The sequence below is a fragment of the Acidithiobacillus ferrooxidans ATCC 23270 genome (assembly GCF_000021485.1).
In the GTDB taxonomy this organism is placed as follows: Bacteria; Pseudomonadota; Gammaproteobacteria; order Acidithiobacillales; family Acidithiobacillaceae; genus Acidithiobacillus; species Acidithiobacillus ferrooxidans.
Genome location: NC_011761.1, coordinates 578,321 through 594,363, shown reverse-complemented (window position 1 = coordinate 594,363; position 16,043 = coordinate 578,321). Strand labels below are relative to the sequence as shown.

Below are 16,043 nucleotides of genomic sequence, written 5' to 3'. Positions count from 1 at the left end.
AATGCTCAGGACTCCAGGATCGCGCCGTTGGCGGCGTTAGTCACCAGCTTACGATAACGGCGCAACCACGGTGACTTCAGGGGCTTTTCTATCGGCACCCAATGTTTGCGGCGTTCGGCCAATTCCTCGTCACTCAGGTCGACATGAATTTTGCCGTTGTCGAGGTCAAGAGAAATCATGTCACCATCTTTCAACAGACCGATGGGGCCGCCCTCCGCCGCCTCCGGGGAGATGTGGCCGATACAGGCCCCGCGAGTTGCTCCACTGAAACGGCCGTCGGTAATCAATGCCACACTTTCGCCCAGGCCCATACCCATGATGTTGGCGGTAGGCGTCAGCATCTCCGGCATTCCGGGGCCACCCTTCGGGCCTTCGTAACGGATCACCACCACATCACCGCCCTTGACCTCACCGGCAAGAATACCGTCTGCCGCCGTTTCCATACTCTCAAAAATCTTCGCTGGCCCGGAGAACTTGCGCATCGCGGGCAATACCGCACCGATTTTGACGATACCGCCTTCCGGCGCGAGATTGCCAAAGACCACCCGCAGGCCGCCGGTGGGTGAAATGGGATCGCTGGCCAGATGGATGATCCTGCTATCCTTGACCGCCGCCGCCGATACGATCTCGCGCAGGCTCTGACCACTCACTGTCGGCTTATCCAGATGCAGCACATCGGGGTTGCGCTTGTGGACCTCATGGAGGATGGCCGGGATACCACCGGCACGGCCGATGTCCTCGATATGCACCGTGGACAGGGCGGGCGATATCTTGGCAAGGTAGGCCACCTTCTGCGCCAGATCGTTCAGCCGCGCCAGGGGATAATCCAGACCGGCCTCCCGGGCGATGGCCAGGGTGTGCAGCACCGTGTTGGTGGAACCGCCCATGGCCATATCCAGTATGAACGCATTATCGATGGCATCGAAATCCACCAGTTGCCGCATGGTCGGGCCGCCCGCCATGGCCAGGGCCACCACACGATCCGCAGCCTGCCGCACCAAGTCGCGGCGCGCCGCCGCCGTCGCCAGGATGGTACCGTTGCCCGGCAGCGCGATACCGAGGACCTCCATCAGGCAGTTCATACTGTTGGCCGTGAACATGCCGGAGCAGGAGCCGCAAGTCGGACAGGCCTTGTCCTCGATCTCTTTGAGACGGATTTGGGTGATCTGCCCGCGCTTGAACTGGCCGACCGCCTCAAAGGCCGTCACCAGATCGATCGCCGTTCCGTCAGACAGATGACCGGCCTCCATAGGGCCGCCGGAGACGAACACCGTGGGGACGTCACAGCGCAGCGCGCCCATGATCATACCGGGCACGATCTTGTCGCAGTTGGGGATACAGATGAGCGCGTCCAGATGATGGGCCTGCACCACCGTCTCGATGGAGTCCGCAATCAGCTCACGGCTCGGGAGCGAGTAACGCATACCGTCGTGCCCCATGATGATGCCGTCATCCACACCGATGGTATTGAACTCGAAGGGCACACCCCCTGCCGCACGGATGTTCTCCTTGACGATGCGTCCGAACTCCTGCAAATGCACATGGCCGGGAATAATGTCGATGAACGAGTTGGCCACTCCGATGAAGGGCTTATCCATATCCTGGTCGGTGACACCGCAGGCCTTGAGCAGGGCGCGGTGAGGAGTGCGTTCAAAACCCTTTTTGATCATATCGGAGCGCATGAGGTCCTCGTGGCAAGTTCGGCAAGGGGATGCATCGCGTGGATGCCACCCACGATGGCAGCGTGGCCGTGTGCCGAGTAAAGGCACACTGACCGTCTGGTTAGTATCCGCAGTATAGGGCCTAGCGTGAGACAGGCCAAGAAGTAGACGCTCGCCGGGCTGCAAATCCGCCGAGTTTTTTCCTCCGGTGACAGATCAAAGGGTTTTTGGGGCACATGCTCATATACATTTATCTGTGCCGACAACTGACTGTCTGCATGGAGCGGACATTCAACCCTGCGGCGCAGCAGGCGCTGGCCGCAACCACTCACTCCAGATCGCCAACAGCACGGCCAGCAGCACCGGCCCCAGAAACAAACCGAGGAAACCGAAGGCGAGAATACCGCCCAGCACCCCGAATAGAACCAGCAGAAATGGAATCCGTACCGCATTGGAAATCACCAGCGGGCGGATCAGGTTGTCGATCCAGCTCACCACCAGCGTACCCCACAGGGCCAGGCCCACTCCCGCCCAAATCTCGCCCTGAGATAGCAACCAGATGCTCGCTGCCCCCCAGACCAGCGGGGTACCGAAGGGGATAAAGGAAAACAGCAGGGTGACGATGGCCAGCAGTACGGGTGCGGGCAGTCCCGCCACCCAGTAACCCAATCCCGCCAGCGCCCCCTGCGCCACCGCGGTCGCCAGAATGCCATAAATCACCGCACGGATGGTGCTGGCCACCGTCCGCAGATAAGCATCGCCGCGCTGTCCCAGCACCTGGCCGACAAAACGGCGCAACTGGTCCACCAGCACTTCACCATGCCGGTAGAAGAAAAAGGCGGTGATGAGAACAAGTATAAGCAAAGTACCGAAACGACCGATTCCACCCGCAACACTACCCAGCCGCCCCGCCCAGGCGGACAGGTCGGGGGTCAGGGCACCGGGCATCAGTTTCGTCTTCCAGGCTGCAGGAATCTGCGCGAGCAGTTCATGCAGCCAAGGTATCCGATTCAGACTTGCTTCCAGGGTCGTGTGTGCATCCACGCTACCGAGATCGGTCAGTACATGGTGCAACTCCGTCCCCAGGCTGATGCTCAGGAAAATTACGGGAAGAATAAAAATCAGCGCCAACATGAGCGTGGCGCCTGCTGCCGCCGGCACCGGCGGCCAATGTCGGCGCATGGGACCAGCCAGCGGCCAGGTCGCATAAACGAGAATGGCAGCCCAGCCAAGGGCTGGCAAAAAGGGGGAAAGAATTTTCCAGACAAGAGCAAAAAACAGAACGGCGGCGAGCAGTTGGCCGAAGGCGAATCGCAGATCGCGAACCGTCAGATCCGCGAGACGCATCGCGATTCAGCGCCGCGCGACGCCGCTTTCCCGGGCGGCAGCGGTTACCGCGCCAGAGACCCATGGCCGTAGGCGGGGGTCCAGAGGTTTGGGGATAATGTACTCGGGGCCGAAGGTCAGACCTTGCGGGGCAGTCAGCCCGTAAACGGTCTGCACAGCGTCCGGCACCGGCTCCCGCGCCAGCTTCGCCAAAGCATCCACGGCCGCCAGCAGCATGGGCTGGTTGATCTGCCGAGCCCGGCAATCCAGTGCGCCGCGGAAGAGGAAGGGAAAGCCCAACACATTGTTGACCTGATTGGGCATATCCGATCGACCCGTGGCGATAATGGCATCAGGACGCAGGTGCCGCGCCAGGGCGGGGTCCACCTCAGGATCGGGATTAGCGAGCGCAAAAATTACCGGCTTGGGCGCCAGCGTCGACAGCGCCGCTTCCGGAATGGCGCCGCGCACAGAGACGCCGATGACCACATCGGCACCGCGCAACATCGCCGCCAGATCCCAGTTCTGGGGTGCCACGGCAAAAGGTTTATGCCATTGGGTGAGGTCCGTACGCTTGCTGTGCAGCACGCCATGCAAATCGCTCAGGAAGATATCCGCTACCCCCAGTGCCCGCAACATACGCGCAATGGCAATTCCGGCGGCACCGGCACCAACAATAGCGACCTTGGCGCGGCCCAACTCCTTACCCTGCAATTCCAGTGCATTTTGCAGCGCCGCCGCCACGATCACTGCCGTACCATGCTGATCATCGTGAAATACGGGGATATCCAGCATGGCCTGCAAAGCTTCTTCCACCTGAAAACATACGGGCGCACCGATATCCTCCAGGTTGATGCCGCCAAAACCCGGGGCGATGGCCGCCACTACGTCGATGAGATGCTCGGCGTCGCGCGCCTGCACTTCGATATCAAACGCGTCAATATCCGCGAAGCGCTTGAAAAGCAGCGCCTTGCCTTCCATGACGGGCTTACCCGCCAACGGCCCGACGTTACCCAGGCCGAGCACCGCCGTACCGTTGCTGATAACGGCCACCAGGTTACCCTTGGCCGTATAGTCGTAAGCCTTATCCGGGTCGGCGACGATCTCCCGCACCGGGGCCGCCACTCCTGGCGTGTAGGCCAGGGACAGATCCTCGGGGCTGGCGCAGGGCTTGCTTGGCACGACGGAAAGCTTGCCTGCCGGCATACGGGCGTGATAGTCCAGCGACCGGCGCCGCAAATCCGCCTGAGGGTCGGCCTCCACCATCCCGATTTACTGCCCGCCGCCGTAACGCTTGCGGAATTTCTCTACCTGGCCCGCAGCGGAAACCGCACGCTGTTTACCCGTGTAAAAAGGATGGCATTCGGAGCAGAGATCAATATGCAGGTCGCGGTTCGCGGTCGAGCGCGTCTTAAAAACGTTGCCGCAACTACAGGTGACGGTGATCTCTTCGTACTTGGGGTGAATATTGCTTTTCATGTTAGCTACTCTCGGGCCTTGATACAAAGAGGCGAATTATAGGGACGGAGGGGGCGGGCGTCCAGCAGGCCCGCTTAACGGTTCATGGAGTCAAAGAACTCTGCGTTATTTTTGGTGCTGCGCACCTTGTCGAGCAGAAACTCCATGGATTCCACCGGATCCATGGGCGCGAGCAATTTGCGCAATACCCACATCTTGCTGAGCATCTCGGCCGGGACCAGCAGTTCTTCACGACGGGTGCCGGATTTATTGAGATTGATGGCCGGGTAAGTACGTTTCTCGGCTAGACGACGGTCGAGATGTACTTCCATATTGCCCGTACCCTTGAACTCTTCGAAGATGACTTCGTCCATCTTGGAACCGGTTTCCACCAGCGCCGTGGCGATGATGGTGAGGCTGCCGCCCTCTTCGATGTTGCGTGCGGCGCCAAAGAAGCGCTTGGGCTTCTGCAGCGCATTGGCATCCACGCCGCCGGTCAGCACCTTGCCGGAAGACGGCACTACGGTGTTGAAGGCGCGCGCCAGGCGGGTGATGGAGTCGAGCAGGATGACCACATCGTGCTTGTGCTCCACCAGGCGCTTGGCCTTTTCCAGGACGATTTCCGCAACCTGGGTGTGGCGCGTCGCCGGTTCGTCAAAGGTGGAAGAAACCACTTCGCCCTTCACCGAGCGCTGCATCTCCGTCACTTCTTCAGGACGCTCGTCGATCAGCAGCACGATCAGATAGCATTCCGGATGGTTGGCGGTAATGGCGTGGGCAATCTGCTGCAACAACACCGTCTTGCCGGTTTTGGGCGGGGCGACGATCAGACCGCGCTGGCCCTTGCCGATGGGTGATACCAGATCGATGATCCGCGGAGCCATTTCGCCATAAGGTACCGCGTCGTATTCCAGGCGCAAACGCTCGTCCGGGAACAAAGGCGTCAAATCGTCAAAATTGACTTTGTTGCGGGTTGCTTCCGGCGCTTCGAAATTGATGCTCTCCACCTTGAGCAGCGCGAAATAGCGTTCACCTTCTTTGGGAGGGCGAATCTGGCCGGACACCGTGTCTCCGGTCTGCAGGTGAAAGCGCCGCACCTGTGAGGGCGAGACATAGATGTCATCCGGCCCCGCCATGTAAGACCCGGAAGCGGCACGCAGAAAGCCAAATCCATCCTGCAGAATTTCCAGCACCCCCTCACCGTAAATGGCGTCGCCATTGCGCGCGTGCGCCTTGAGGATATTGAAAATGATTTCCTGTTTCTTCTGACGGGCGGTACCCTCCAACCCCATGTCCTGGCAGATCACCGCCAGATCAGCGGCCGTTTTGCGTTTGAGGTCGGTCAGATTCATCGCCGCAGCGCCAGGTGACGGACAAAGCGCGTTCTCGTCTTCGTCGTCTACCAGAATATCTTCGTTGGGAAAGGACTTGGGCGTCCGGGGGGGTTTACGGCGGGGACGTGGCGTATTCAAAGTTGGCTATCCAGGAATGCGGTCAGCTGGGCTTTGCTCAGGGCACCCACTTTGGTCGCTTCAAGCTTGCCAGCCTTGAAAAGGAGCAGTGTGGGAATACCGCGAATGCCGTACTGAGGGGGAGTATTGGGATTTTCGTCGATGTTGAATTTGGCAACCCGCAGGCGATCGGCATATTCATCAGCGATCTCTTCCAGAATGGGGGCGATCATCTTGCAAGGTCCGCACCATTCGGCCCAGAAATCGACCAATACCGGTTTGGAGGACTTCAATACATCCGTTTCAAAACTGTCATCAGACACATAAAGAATGGCGTCACTCATTGGAGAGAGCTCCTCAGTCAGTTGGGTACAACGCTTCGGTGGATATTCATGAGATTTTTATCGTTCGAGGGATTTAACCCGAGACCACATGCGCCGGATGGCGCCCGCAGATAAGTACTTCTTTCAGTCCATAAGATGATTGAAGGATAGCACGATACAACAGGGATGCAAGAGCGATGGATGGTCACTTTCGTTAAGATTTTAAGCCAGTAAGGGTGGCGGAGAGAGAGGGATTCGAACCCTCGATGGAGTGTTTAGCCCCATACTCCCTTAGCAGGGGAGCGCCTTCAGCCGCTCGGCCATCTCTCCGGTAGCGGGATTCTAACCTGTCGCACGGGCTCAGGTCAAAACCCGATGCTCCGCCCTTGTCCTGGAGATCGGTATAGTCGCCGTTGCGGGCTTGGCGTATGGTAAACCATCTGCGTTTGGCAAAGCTTGGAAAGGATGGCGTGACTGCACTTCTGGTTCTGGACAATCTGGCAAAACGGCTTCCCGGAGACCCTCAGCGTTGGTTATTCCGCAATGCGAGCCTCCACATAGCACCAGCAGACTTTGTGGCCGTCATGGGGGAAAGCGGCGTTGGCAAAAGCACCCTGCTCAATATCATTGCCGGGCTGGATCGCCCCGATGCGGGACACATGACATTCAAGGGTGAGCCGCTCGACACCCTGGATGACGATGCGCGTACGCTCCTGCGGCGGCGGCACATGGGTTTTGTGTTTCAGGCCTTTCATCTGATCCCACAATTGACCGTAGAGGAAAACATCGCCCTGCCTTGGCGACTGAACGGCCTCTCCCGGCGCGACATGAATCAGCGGGTTAAAACTCTGGTGGAACGGCTCGGCATTGGCAGTCACCTGAATGCCTGGCCGCGGGAGCTTTCCGGCGGCGAGATGCAGCGGGTTGCGGTAGCGCGGGCGGTCGTACATCGCCCGTCGCTGATTCTGGCGGACGAACCGACGGGGAGCCTCGATGCCGAATCTGCGGAAACCGTGCTCAGCCTCCTGCGTGAGGCGGGAGAAGCCGAGGCGGCGGCTATTGTGCTGGTGACCCATTCGGCGACAGCGGCAGACTGGGCGCAACGCCGCCTGCGTTTCGACGCGCAGGGCTTCCATCCCCTGTGATCACCCGGATTCCATGGCAAGCGGCCGTATGGCGCCCCCTCCGCCAGAGGCCGGGGGCGAGCGTGCTGGCGATCATCGGCATTGCGCTGGGGGTCGCGCTCGGACTGGCCATCGCCCTTATCAACATCCAGGCCGTAAGCGATTTTTCTGCCGGGCTGCGGCGCCTGTCGGGGCAGGCCGACCTGGCCCTGACGGCGCCGGGGCAGAGCTTTCCCGAACAATGGTATGTGCGCCTGAGTATGGCCAGAGATGTGGCCGTGGCCACCCCGGAAATCCGCTTGCAGGCGCAGGTACTGCATCCTGCCCGGAAGGGCATGCTCCCCATTCTCGGCATTGACGCCTTCCAGGCGGCGCGCATGGGACAACCGCTGCTGCCTTTCAATCTGCATAGCCCGCTTGCCCTGCTGACCCCCGACCACATTGCCCTGAGCCAGGCGGCGCTGACACGTCTCGGCCTGCGGGTAGGGGATACGCTGACGCTCGACGCGGACGGACAGCCACGCACACTGCGAATCATCGGCGAACTGCCGGGTGTGGGCAACAGCGAAGCACTCGGCGTCATGGATATTGCCGCAGTACAGTGGCTGTGGGGAAGGATCGGCACCCTCAATCAGGTCGACCTGCGTCTGTATCCGGGAATACCCATCGCTCATTTTCTCGCGCAATGGCAGGGGCATCTGCCGGTCGGCGCGGTGTTACAAAGCCCGGCGCAGCAGGGACACGTGGCTGCGGATGCTTCGCGCGCCTATCGCGTGAACCTGCTGGTACTATCGCTGGTAGCGTTGTTTACCGGAGCGTTTCTCGTCTATTCCACCCTGGCCATGGGGGTAGTGCGGCAACGGCAGCAACTGGCCCTGTTGCGGGTCCTGGGCCTGCGCCGCCGGGAAGTCGTACTGGCCGTATTGTTGCAGGGTGCGACGTTGGGTCTGCCGGGCGCGCTGCTGGGTCTGCCGCTGGGCGTGCTGGCGGCTTGGCTGGCTCTGGCACACATGGGTGGCGACCTCGGAGCAGGATATTTCAGTGCCACGGCTTTGCACTTGCAATGGCATCCGGGACTCCTGCTGATCTTTTTCGTGGCGGGCCTGGGAGCGGCGCTGACCGGCGCCTTTTTACCAGCTTGGGAAACCAGCCGGGCGATCCCCGCCCTGGCGTTGCGGGCCGGCTCTGAAGAGCAGGCCCATCAGCAGCACCAACATCCCTGGGTAGGTCTGCTGCTCTTGGGACTGGCCTTGGCAGGGTCGTTGGCGCCGGCCATCCACGGCATCCCCTATCTAGCCTACGGCGCGGTAGCCTGCCTGCTCTTTGCCCTGCTCTTTTTACTGGCCCCGCTCCTGCGCGCACTGACCAGGCTCTTTCCCCTGCCCCATGCCCCCGTCTGGCGTCTGGCCCTGGAACAACTGCGGGGTGCGCCGGGGCGGGCGGCGCAAAGCCTGGCTGCAGTGGTAGTGGCCTTCAGTCTGGTCGTGGCCATGGCGGTGATGGTGGGTTCATTCCGTGACTCCGTCGCCAACTGGTTGACCGACATTTTACGCGCGGACCTCTATGTGCAGGCTGGGATGAATAGAGACTCACTCCTCCCCCATGGCGCAGCGCACCAGCTTTGTGCACTGCCCGATGTCCGCGCCTGCTCGCCTCTGCGGCGGGTCACTCTAAATTTGTTACCGGGACACCCACCGGTGACGCTTCTCGCGCGGGGCATGAACATCAGCGATCCGGAGCGGGAATTGCAGATACTCCATGCGGTCAGGGTCGGGCCACAACAGCCACCGCCCGTGTGGATTTCGGAGATTCTGGCAGGTATCAGTGGCTGGCAGACCGGACAGGTGATCCATCTGCCGCTGGGTGGGCAGGAGCGGCCGGTGACCATCGCCGGCATCTATCGGGATTACGCCTATCAGGAGGGTTCAGTGTCCATACCCATTCAGCAATACCGCGTATGGTCCGGAGACGATGCGGTCAATGGCGTCGCCCTTTGGCTGCGTCCCGGCACTGCGATACCGGCCGCCATCCACAAGTTGCGGCAGACACTGCCCGATGGTGGTCGATTATTGATCGCGACCCCCAAAGAAATTCGCAGCAAGAGCCTGCAGATATTCAACCAGAGCTTTATCGCCACCTATGCACTGGAGGCTGTCGCCATGGTGATCGGGCTGCTGGGGGTGAGCAGCGGCTTCGGGGCGCAGACGCTCATGCGCCGCAGCGAATTCGCCATGCTCCGGCATCTGGGTCTGCGGCGGCGTGACCTGCTCACCTTGCTCTTTGCCGAGGGCAGCGTCCTTTCGCTACTCGGAATACTCATCGGCGGTGCACTGGGGATGGCCATCAGCATCATCCTGATCGAAGTGGTCAATCCCCAGTCTTTCCATTGGCACATGGGCTTTCATCCGTCCTGGCCGCTATTGCTGACCCTGAGTGCCATCCTCTGGCTGGCGAGCACGGCCACCATGGTGCTGGCCGGACGGCGGGCGGTCCGGCATACCTCCGCGGTGCTGCGCGATGATTAGTCATTTATGGTCGGGATCACCGCGTAAAGGGATATGTTCTGGTCTACTGGTACTGTGCTGCGGGCTCTGTGGACCGGCGCAGGCTGAATCCAGTCTGCCGGGGACGCCCCTGCCTTTACAGCCCACCCCGGATGTGAAGGTCACCCCGCAGCACCCCATGCAATTCCCCAACGCATTGGGCAGCCACCCGGATTTCCCCATTGAATGGTGGTACGTAACGGGCTGGCTGCATAACGCATCGGGAAAACCGCTGGGATTTCAGGTCACCTTTTTCCGGGTCCGGGCCCCTGAGGTCTGGGCAAACCCCAGTGCATTCAATCCCGGTGAACTGCTTTTTGCCGAGGCGGCGTTGAGCGATCCCCGCATCGGACATCTGCTCACCGCGCAACGGGCCGCACGGGCAGATCTCGGATTGGCAGGGGCGGATCGAAACCATACCGATGTCTGGATTCGCCATTGGTATCTGCGCCAGCAAGGGCGGGCTTACGAAGCCCACATCGATGGCAAAGGCATCCGTTATCGACTACGATTCACAACAACCCAACCGGCACTGCTCGAAGGTCTCCAGGGCATCAGCCGGAAAGGCCCAGACCCGAAGAATGCCAGCTACTACTACAGCCTTCCACATCTGAAGGTCAGCGGGACGGTGGACATCAAAGGACGGCGTGAGCCCGTCAGCGGGGAGGCGTGGCTGGATCACGAATGGTCGGCGGCGTACCTGCCCAAACAGGCCGTCGGTTGGGATTGGCTGGGGGTCAATCTGAAGGATGGCGGTGCCCTCATGGTCTTCATGATGCGCCGCGCCGACGGTGCGCCCCTCTGGCTGGCAGCTACAGAGCGCAATGCCCAGGGCCAGGTACACTACATTCCGGGCAAAGACATCCGCATGCAGCCCACGGGCTGGTGGCGGTCGCCGCAAACCGGTATACGCTACCCCGTGCGCTGGCAGATGCAGGTGGGAAACCTGCATTTCGCTATCGTCCCGCTCATGGACAATCAGGAATTCGACGCCAGCCGCAGCAGCGGCACCGTCTACTGGGAAGGAGCGGTGCGCGCCGTGACGGGTCGACAGACCGCAGGGAGAGGATATCTGGAACTCACCGGCTATGGCGGCCGTCTGGCTCTGGGTCAATGAGGCCATCAGCGAAGCATCGCGTAACTGGAGCAAATTCCTCCGCGTTGCTACACTGAATGCATGCTCAATGAAAGCGCCCTGCCGCCGCAACAACCGTTTCCGGAGCGCCACACTGGATGCGCCATCATTCTGAACCATGACTGACACCCTCGACGACGCTGCACTGCTGCGTTACGCACGCCAGATTCTCTTGCCGGAAATCGACATTGCCGGACAGCAGGCACTGGCGGCCGGCCGGGTGCTGATCATCGGCATGGGCGGCCTGGGCTGCCCGGCCGCCCAGTATCTGGCGGCCGCGGGCGTCGGCAACCTGACCGTCTGCGATGGAGATCAGGTCGATCTCAGCAATCTGCAACGCCAGATTCTCTATGGCGAGGCCGACCTGGGGCGCCCCAAAGCCTTGGCCGCACGCGATCGACTGCGCGCCATGAACCAGCAGATTCGGGTCAGCGCCTGGGTGGAATCAGCGCAACCCGAGTCTCTTGCCGCGGCACTGGACACCCACGATGTGGTACTGGACTGCACCGACAACTTCGGCAGCAGGCACGCCATCAACCGCGCCTGCCGTAATGCTGGTAAACCTCTGGTCAGTGCCGCGGCCATCCGTTGGGAAGGGCAACTCGCCGTCTTTGATTTTCGTGTATCGGAAAGCGCCTGCTATGCCTGTCTCTACCCGGACGGCGTAGAGGATACCGAAGATACCTGCTCTCGCAGCGGCGTCCTTGGCCCACTCCTCGGTGTACTCGGCAGCATGCAGGCAGCAGAAGCCATCCGCCTGCTGTGTACCGGCCATTCCCCGCTGGCCGGGCAACTCCTGCTGGTGGATGCGCAAAGCTGGCAGTGGCGGCAGATCGCCCTGCGCCGCGACCCGGCCTGTGGCGTTTGCGCATGAGGCGCCTGAAACTGCCACGCACCCTGGCCAACGCCCTGCTCGCAGACCTGCAATCCGGTGTTGGCGAAGGACTTATCGGCGCTACCGCCGACATGCCGGTCTCCATCTATCCCTGCCCACCGGCGAACCTTGCCGCAGCGTCCGCGTTGATCCAGTCCCGAGGCGAAACATCTTTCGCACATTACGCCCATGCCGCCGCGCCGATCGCGGATATCGTCCCCATCGGCACGCCCTACCAGATATTGCTGGCTGCGGATATCAAAGGGGTGATCCTCCTGCGCGCCTTCTCCCGCGCGGGGGATGGCGCGGCCTGGCAGGAACTTGATATCGAACTCGACCATGACTGAGGCCCCAGAGTTTTCTGTGACGTCCTTCAACATCCAGGTGGGCATCGGCTCCCACCGCGCCCGGCACATGTTCCTGCACGGCTGGAAGTACGTGATGCCCCATGGTCAGAGTCTGCGCAACCTGGAGCGGATCGCCGCGGTCTTGGAGGGAACCGACGTCGCCGGACTCAACGAAGTCGATGCCGGCTCTTTTCGCAGCCAGTATGTCAACCAGGCGGGTTTTCTCGCTGACCGCGCCCATTTCCCTTACTGGGCGCAACAACGTACCCGTGACTTCGGCGACTTTGCCCAGCACAGCAATGGCATTCTCTCCCGCTGGCCCATTGAAGAGACCATAGCGCATTCCCTGCCCAGCTTCATGAATGGGCGCGGCATGCTGGAAAACCGGCTCAACGCTGGTGGAAGATCCCTGACAGTGATCATCACCCACCTCGGCCTTAGCCGTCATGCGCGCCTCAGTCAGATACGCGATCTCGCCCAACGCCTGCGCGGACGCCCGAATCTCATTCTCATGGGCGACCTGAACTGCACGGCGCGCTCCCCGGAAATGCGCCTGCTCCTCAATGAAAGTGGCCTGCAGGCGCCGCCCTGGAGCCCACCGACCTTTCCCAGCTGGTCACCGCGCTTTTCCTTCGATCACATCCTCTGTAGCCCTGACCTGGAATTCACGATGATTGAAACCGTCACCGAGCCCCTCTCCGATCACCTCGCCCTCAAGGCAAAACTGCGCTGGGACTCGGCGACAGCGGCAGATGCAAAGCACCAGTGACGGTAAAAGGTACCCGCATATCGAACATGCCGGTCACCAGATAACCTTTGACGGTATAGGGGAGCCCCGCCCCGGCGCTGATACTGCCGAGATCCCCCAGCAATGTCAGAAAATTGCCTGTGACCGGGATGCTCACCGTGGCGCTACCATAGGCGGGCACCTCGATCGGCTTGTCCAGCAATCCGTAGGCCACCTGCCGATCCCGCACATACAGGCGCGCCTCCCCCGCCTTGGCATGGAGCGCGCTGTCATTGGGGTTGCTGACCTTGAGCGACAGCATAAAAGTCTGCGCGACCAGTCCTACCGTTTCGGGCTGAATATTCAGCAACTGCACTTCCGGCTGGTGAGCAGGGAAGGCTCCGCAGGCGCTGAGGGGCAGCGCGACCAGCAACGCAACCCAGCAGCGAAACCGTTGGGTGATGCGGGAACTTCGTGCGACAATGGCCATCCGAGCACTCCTGCAAACGTCAGTCGTCGAGTATAACCCAGGGAATGACCGAGAAAAGCCCAGACCCGCACACCGCCAAAAACAGTGCGCACCAACCGCGATGGGAGTGCGATGATGGAACGCTGCGCCTCAGCGGACGCTGGACATTGCGGCGTCTCGGCGGGAGATTCGCGGCACAGGAAGCGGCACTGCGGAACATCAGCCCGGAAGTATGCTGGGATCTCTCGGCAGTCGAGGTCCTCGACAGCGCCGGGGCCCTCCTGCTTTGGCGCGCATGGGGCAATCACCTACCCAACAATATCCGGATGGCCGACCAGCATCACAGCATCTTCGCCCGTCTGGCGGATATCCAACCCGTCGCGGCGCGCCCCCGGCATCCCTGGCATTTTCTCGACCAGCTCGGCGCCTTCCTGATAGAAACCGGACGGGACCTATGGGGACTTTTTCTGCTCATGGGTGCTCTGCTGCTGGAGTTCGGGCGTGGCCTCCGCCACCCGCGAAGCTTTCCCTGGCGCGAAATCTCCGCCACCATCGTCAATACCGGACCGAATTCATTGCCCATCCTCACCCTGATCGGCTTCCTCATCGGCGTGGTGATTTCCTTTCAGTCGGCCTCGACGCTCGCCCAATACGGCGCCAACATTTACATCATCAACATTGCGGGTCTGAGCATACTGCGTGAGTTTGGCCCGCTGATCACCGCCATCATTCTCTCGGGGCGTTCCGGCTCGGCGTTTACCGCGCAAATCGGCGGCATGTGCGTAACCGAAGAACTGGATGCCCTGCGCACTTTCGGCATTCCCCCGATCCGCCGTCTGATTCTGCCCAAGGTCATTGGGCTGGCGCTGGTGATGCCACTGCTCGTCCTCTGGACCGATATGGTCGGACTGTACGGAGCCATGCTCGTGGCCAAACTGGAGCTCGGCATCAGCAACCGCTTCTTTATCCAACAAATGCCCGTGGTAGTCCCCAGTTTCAATTTGTGGCTGGGCGTTGTCAAAGGAGCCCTCTTCGGTATCCTCATTGCGTGGATCGCTGGCTTTCATGGCCTCAAGGTGAAGCCCAACACCACCAGCCTGAGCAGGGAAACCACCAACTCGGTAGTCATGTCCATCACCGTGATGATTCTTATCGATGCCATTCTTGCCCTGGTCTTTGCCAATACGGGAATCTCCAACTGATGGTCCGCTCCGACGCCATTGTCCTGACCGATATCGCCACCCGGTTCGGAACCCACTGGGTTCAGCGGCACCTCGATCTGACCGTTCGGTGCGGGGAGATACTCGCCATCGTCGGCGGCAGCGGCACCGGCAAGACCACGCTGCTGCGCGCCATGATGGGCCTCGTTCCCATCGCTGAAGGACGGATGACCATCCTTGGCGAAAATCCGCAAGCGCTCAATCTGCGCGAACTGATTGCCCTGCGCCAGCGCTGGGGGGTGCTCTTTCAACAGGGAGCCCTGTTCAGCGCCCTGACGGTTTATGAAAATATCGCCTTTCCGCTACTGGAGTGGGGACATCTCAGCCGTTCCGAAATCAGCGATCTGGTAGCTCTGAAGTTGCAAATGGTAGGCCTGAAGCCCAGCGACGCATGGAAACTGCCGGCGGAGTTGTCGGGAGGAATGGTCAAACGGGTCGCCCTCGCCCGCGCCCTGGCCATGGAGGCGGAGATTCTCTTTCTCGACGAACCCACTTCCGGACTCGACCCTATCGCGGCCGCGGAATTTGACGCCCTGCTTCGGCAGGTCCACGGCGACATCGGCTTTACCGTGGTCATGGTCAGTCACGACCTGGACAGCCTCGCCGCCACCGCTGATCGTGTCGCGGTACTGGCCGACGGCAGAGTGCTGACGGTCGGTTCACTGATCGAGGTTCAACAGGTGGACTTCCCCTATATCCGTGCATTCTTTCATGGGGAACGGGGCGAGCGCCTGCTGACCAGCCTCCGCGCCGCAGAAAAATGCCCTACTCTCCCCAGCGCTGCGCAATCCGGTTCGGCAACCCCAGTTGGTCCAGAATCCGCGCCACGATGAAATCCACCAAATCTTCGATTCTTTGGGGGTGGTGGTAAAAACCGGGGCTCGCCGGCAGAATGCGTACCCCCATCTGTGCCAGCTTCAGCATATTTTCCAGATGAATCGTCGAGACGGGGCTTTCGCGAGGCACCAGAATGAGTTTCAGGCCTTCTTTCAGCATCACGTCGGCGGCGCGCTCGATCAGATTCTCGGACAGCCCGTGGGCAATGGCGGCCAGTGTCCCCCCGGAACAGGGACAGACCACCATGGCCTGAGCCGCATTGGAACCGGAAGCCACTGGAGATAGCCAGTCATCCTGGGCATAAACCGATAACAGGTCCGGGTCGGCGCCGAACCGTTCATTGAGGAAACGGGTCACCGCCTCAGCCGTATCCGGGAGATCCAGACTCAACTCCTCACGGCAAACCACCCGCGCTGCGTCCGATATCAGCAGATAGACCCGCACCCCGGCGGTCAGTAGCACCTCCACCAGCCGCAACCCATAAGCCGCACCGGAAGCGCCGCTAATCGCCACACAAACCCGATCCTGCCGTCGCCGATCTTCCATTA

The 16,043-nt window shown here is 61.0% G+C and carries 16 protein-coding genes and 1 tRNA gene; 8 read left to right on the top strand and 9 right to left on the bottom strand.

The features are described 5' to 3' along the window. Positions 1-5: 5 nt before the first annotated feature. The 7 genes from ilvD to AFE_RS03095 form a co-directional block, all read right to left on the bottom strand. Positions 6-1,682 carry a dihydroxy-acid dehydratase gene (gene ilvD, locus AFE_RS03125; RefSeq protein WP_009560820.1) on the bottom strand — a complete coding sequence of 559 codons (1,677 nt, stop codon included), beginning with the start codon at positions 1,680-1,682 and terminating at the stop codon, positions 6-8. A 270-nt stretch (positions 1,683-1,952) separates the two neighbouring features. Next, on the bottom strand, positions 1,953-3,008 hold the full coding sequence (locus AFE_RS03120; protein WP_009560819.1) for an AI-2E family transporter: 1,056 nt from the start codon (positions 3,006-3,008) through the stop codon (positions 1,953-1,955). A 6-nt stretch (positions 3,009-3,014) separates the two neighbouring features. Beyond that, on the bottom strand, positions 3,015-4,253 hold the full coding sequence (locus tag AFE_RS03115) for a malic enzyme-like NAD(P)-binding protein (RefSeq protein ID WP_009560818.1): 1,239 nt from the start codon (positions 4,251-4,253) through the stop codon (positions 3,015-3,017). A gap of 6 nt (positions 4,254-4,259) precedes the next feature. Then, entirely contained in the window at positions 4,260-4,466 is a 207-nt protein-coding gene (gene rpmE, locus AFE_RS03110; protein ID WP_012536269.1) for a 50S ribosomal protein L31, read from the bottom strand. 74 nt (positions 4,467-4,540) lie between these two features. Then, positions 4,541-5,917 (bottom strand): transcription termination factor Rho, encoded by a 1,377-nt coding sequence (gene rho, locus AFE_RS03105; RefSeq protein WP_428947036.1) that lies wholly within the window; start codon positions 5,915-5,917, stop codon positions 4,541-4,543. Beyond that, the gene (gene trxA, locus AFE_RS03100) at positions 5,914-6,240 is read right to left on the bottom strand and encodes a thioredoxin TrxA (protein WP_012536267.1); all 327 of its coding nucleotides are present in this window, start codon (positions 6,238-6,240) and stop codon (positions 5,914-5,916) included. Before trxA ends, rho begins: the two co-directional genes overlap by 4 nt. A 216-nt stretch (positions 6,241-6,456) precedes the next feature. After that, positions 6,457-6,549: transfer RNA gene (locus AFE_RS03095), tRNA-Ser, on the bottom strand. Positions 6,550-6,647: 98 nt separating this feature from the next. Here AFE_RS03095 and AFE_RS03090 point away from each other — a divergent pair. From AFE_RS03090 to AFE_RS03065, 6 genes are all read left to right on the top strand, one after another. Beyond that, on the top strand, positions 6,648-7,364 hold the full coding sequence (locus AFE_RS03090; RefSeq protein ID WP_012536266.1) for an ABC transporter ATP-binding protein: 717 nt from the start codon (positions 6,648-6,650) through the stop codon (positions 7,362-7,364). Positions 7,365-7,426: 62 nt separating this feature from the next. Continuing rightward, positions 7,427-9,868 carry an ABC transporter permease gene (locus AFE_RS03085; RefSeq protein ID WP_229129765.1) on the top strand — a complete coding sequence of 814 codons (2,442 nt, stop codon included), beginning with the start codon at positions 7,427-7,429 and terminating at the stop codon, positions 9,866-9,868. Then, the gene (locus AFE_RS03080) at positions 9,861-11,003 is read left to right on the top strand and encodes a lipocalin-like domain-containing protein (RefSeq protein WP_012536264.1); all 1,143 of its coding nucleotides are present in this window, start codon (positions 9,861-9,863) and stop codon (positions 11,001-11,003) included. The genes AFE_RS03085 and AFE_RS03080 overlap by 8 nt, the downstream gene beginning before the upstream one ends. A gap of 136 nt (positions 11,004-11,139) precedes the next feature. After that, a complete protein-coding gene (locus AFE_RS03075) occupies positions 11,140-11,895 on the top strand; it encodes a HesA/MoeB/ThiF family protein (RefSeq protein WP_009560923.1) in 756 nt (251 codons plus the stop codon). Further along, positions 11,892-12,242 (top strand): hypothetical protein, encoded by a 351-nt coding sequence (locus AFE_RS03070; protein WP_012536263.1) that lies wholly within the window; start codon positions 11,892-11,894, stop codon positions 12,240-12,242. The genes AFE_RS03075 and AFE_RS03070 overlap by 4 nt, the downstream gene beginning before the upstream one ends. Then, the gene (locus AFE_RS03065; protein WP_012536262.1) at positions 12,235-13,011 is read left to right on the top strand and encodes an endonuclease/exonuclease/phosphatase family protein; all 777 of its coding nucleotides are present in this window, start codon (positions 12,235-12,237) and stop codon (positions 13,009-13,011) included. Before AFE_RS03070 ends, AFE_RS03065 begins: the two co-directional genes overlap by 8 nt. Here AFE_RS03065 and AFE_RS03060 read toward each other — a convergent pair. Further along, positions 12,956-13,459 carry an LEA type 2 family protein gene (locus AFE_RS03060; protein WP_009569366.1) on the bottom strand — a complete coding sequence of 168 codons (504 nt, stop codon included), beginning with the start codon at positions 13,457-13,459 and terminating at the stop codon, positions 12,956-12,958. The two genes, AFE_RS03065 and AFE_RS03060, sit on opposite strands and share 56 nt — an antisense overlap. Before the next feature lie 44 nt (positions 13,460-13,503). Here AFE_RS03060 and AFE_RS03055 point away from each other — a divergent pair, with 44 nt between their 5' ends. Continuing rightward, positions 13,504-14,640: an ABC transporter permease gene (locus tag AFE_RS03055; RefSeq protein WP_009569367.1), complete on the top strand. Its 1,137-nt coding sequence runs from the start codon at positions 13,504-13,506 to the stop codon at positions 14,638-14,640. Beyond that, positions 14,640-15,491, top strand: coding sequence for an ABC transporter ATP-binding protein (locus tag AFE_RS03050; RefSeq protein ID WP_012536261.1), 852 nt, complete (start codon positions 14,640-14,642; stop codon positions 15,489-15,491). Before AFE_RS03055 ends, AFE_RS03050 begins: the two co-directional genes overlap by 1 nt. On the opposite strand, the gene AFE_RS03045 is transcribed toward AFE_RS03050, so the two are convergent. After that, positions 15,424-16,041 carry a flavin prenyltransferase UbiX gene (locus AFE_RS03045; RefSeq protein WP_012536260.1) on the bottom strand — a complete coding sequence of 206 codons (618 nt, stop codon included), beginning with the start codon at positions 16,039-16,041 and terminating at the stop codon, positions 15,424-15,426. The genes AFE_RS03050 and AFE_RS03045 overlap by 68 nt on opposite strands. Positions 16,042-16,043: the final 2 nt, after the last annotated feature.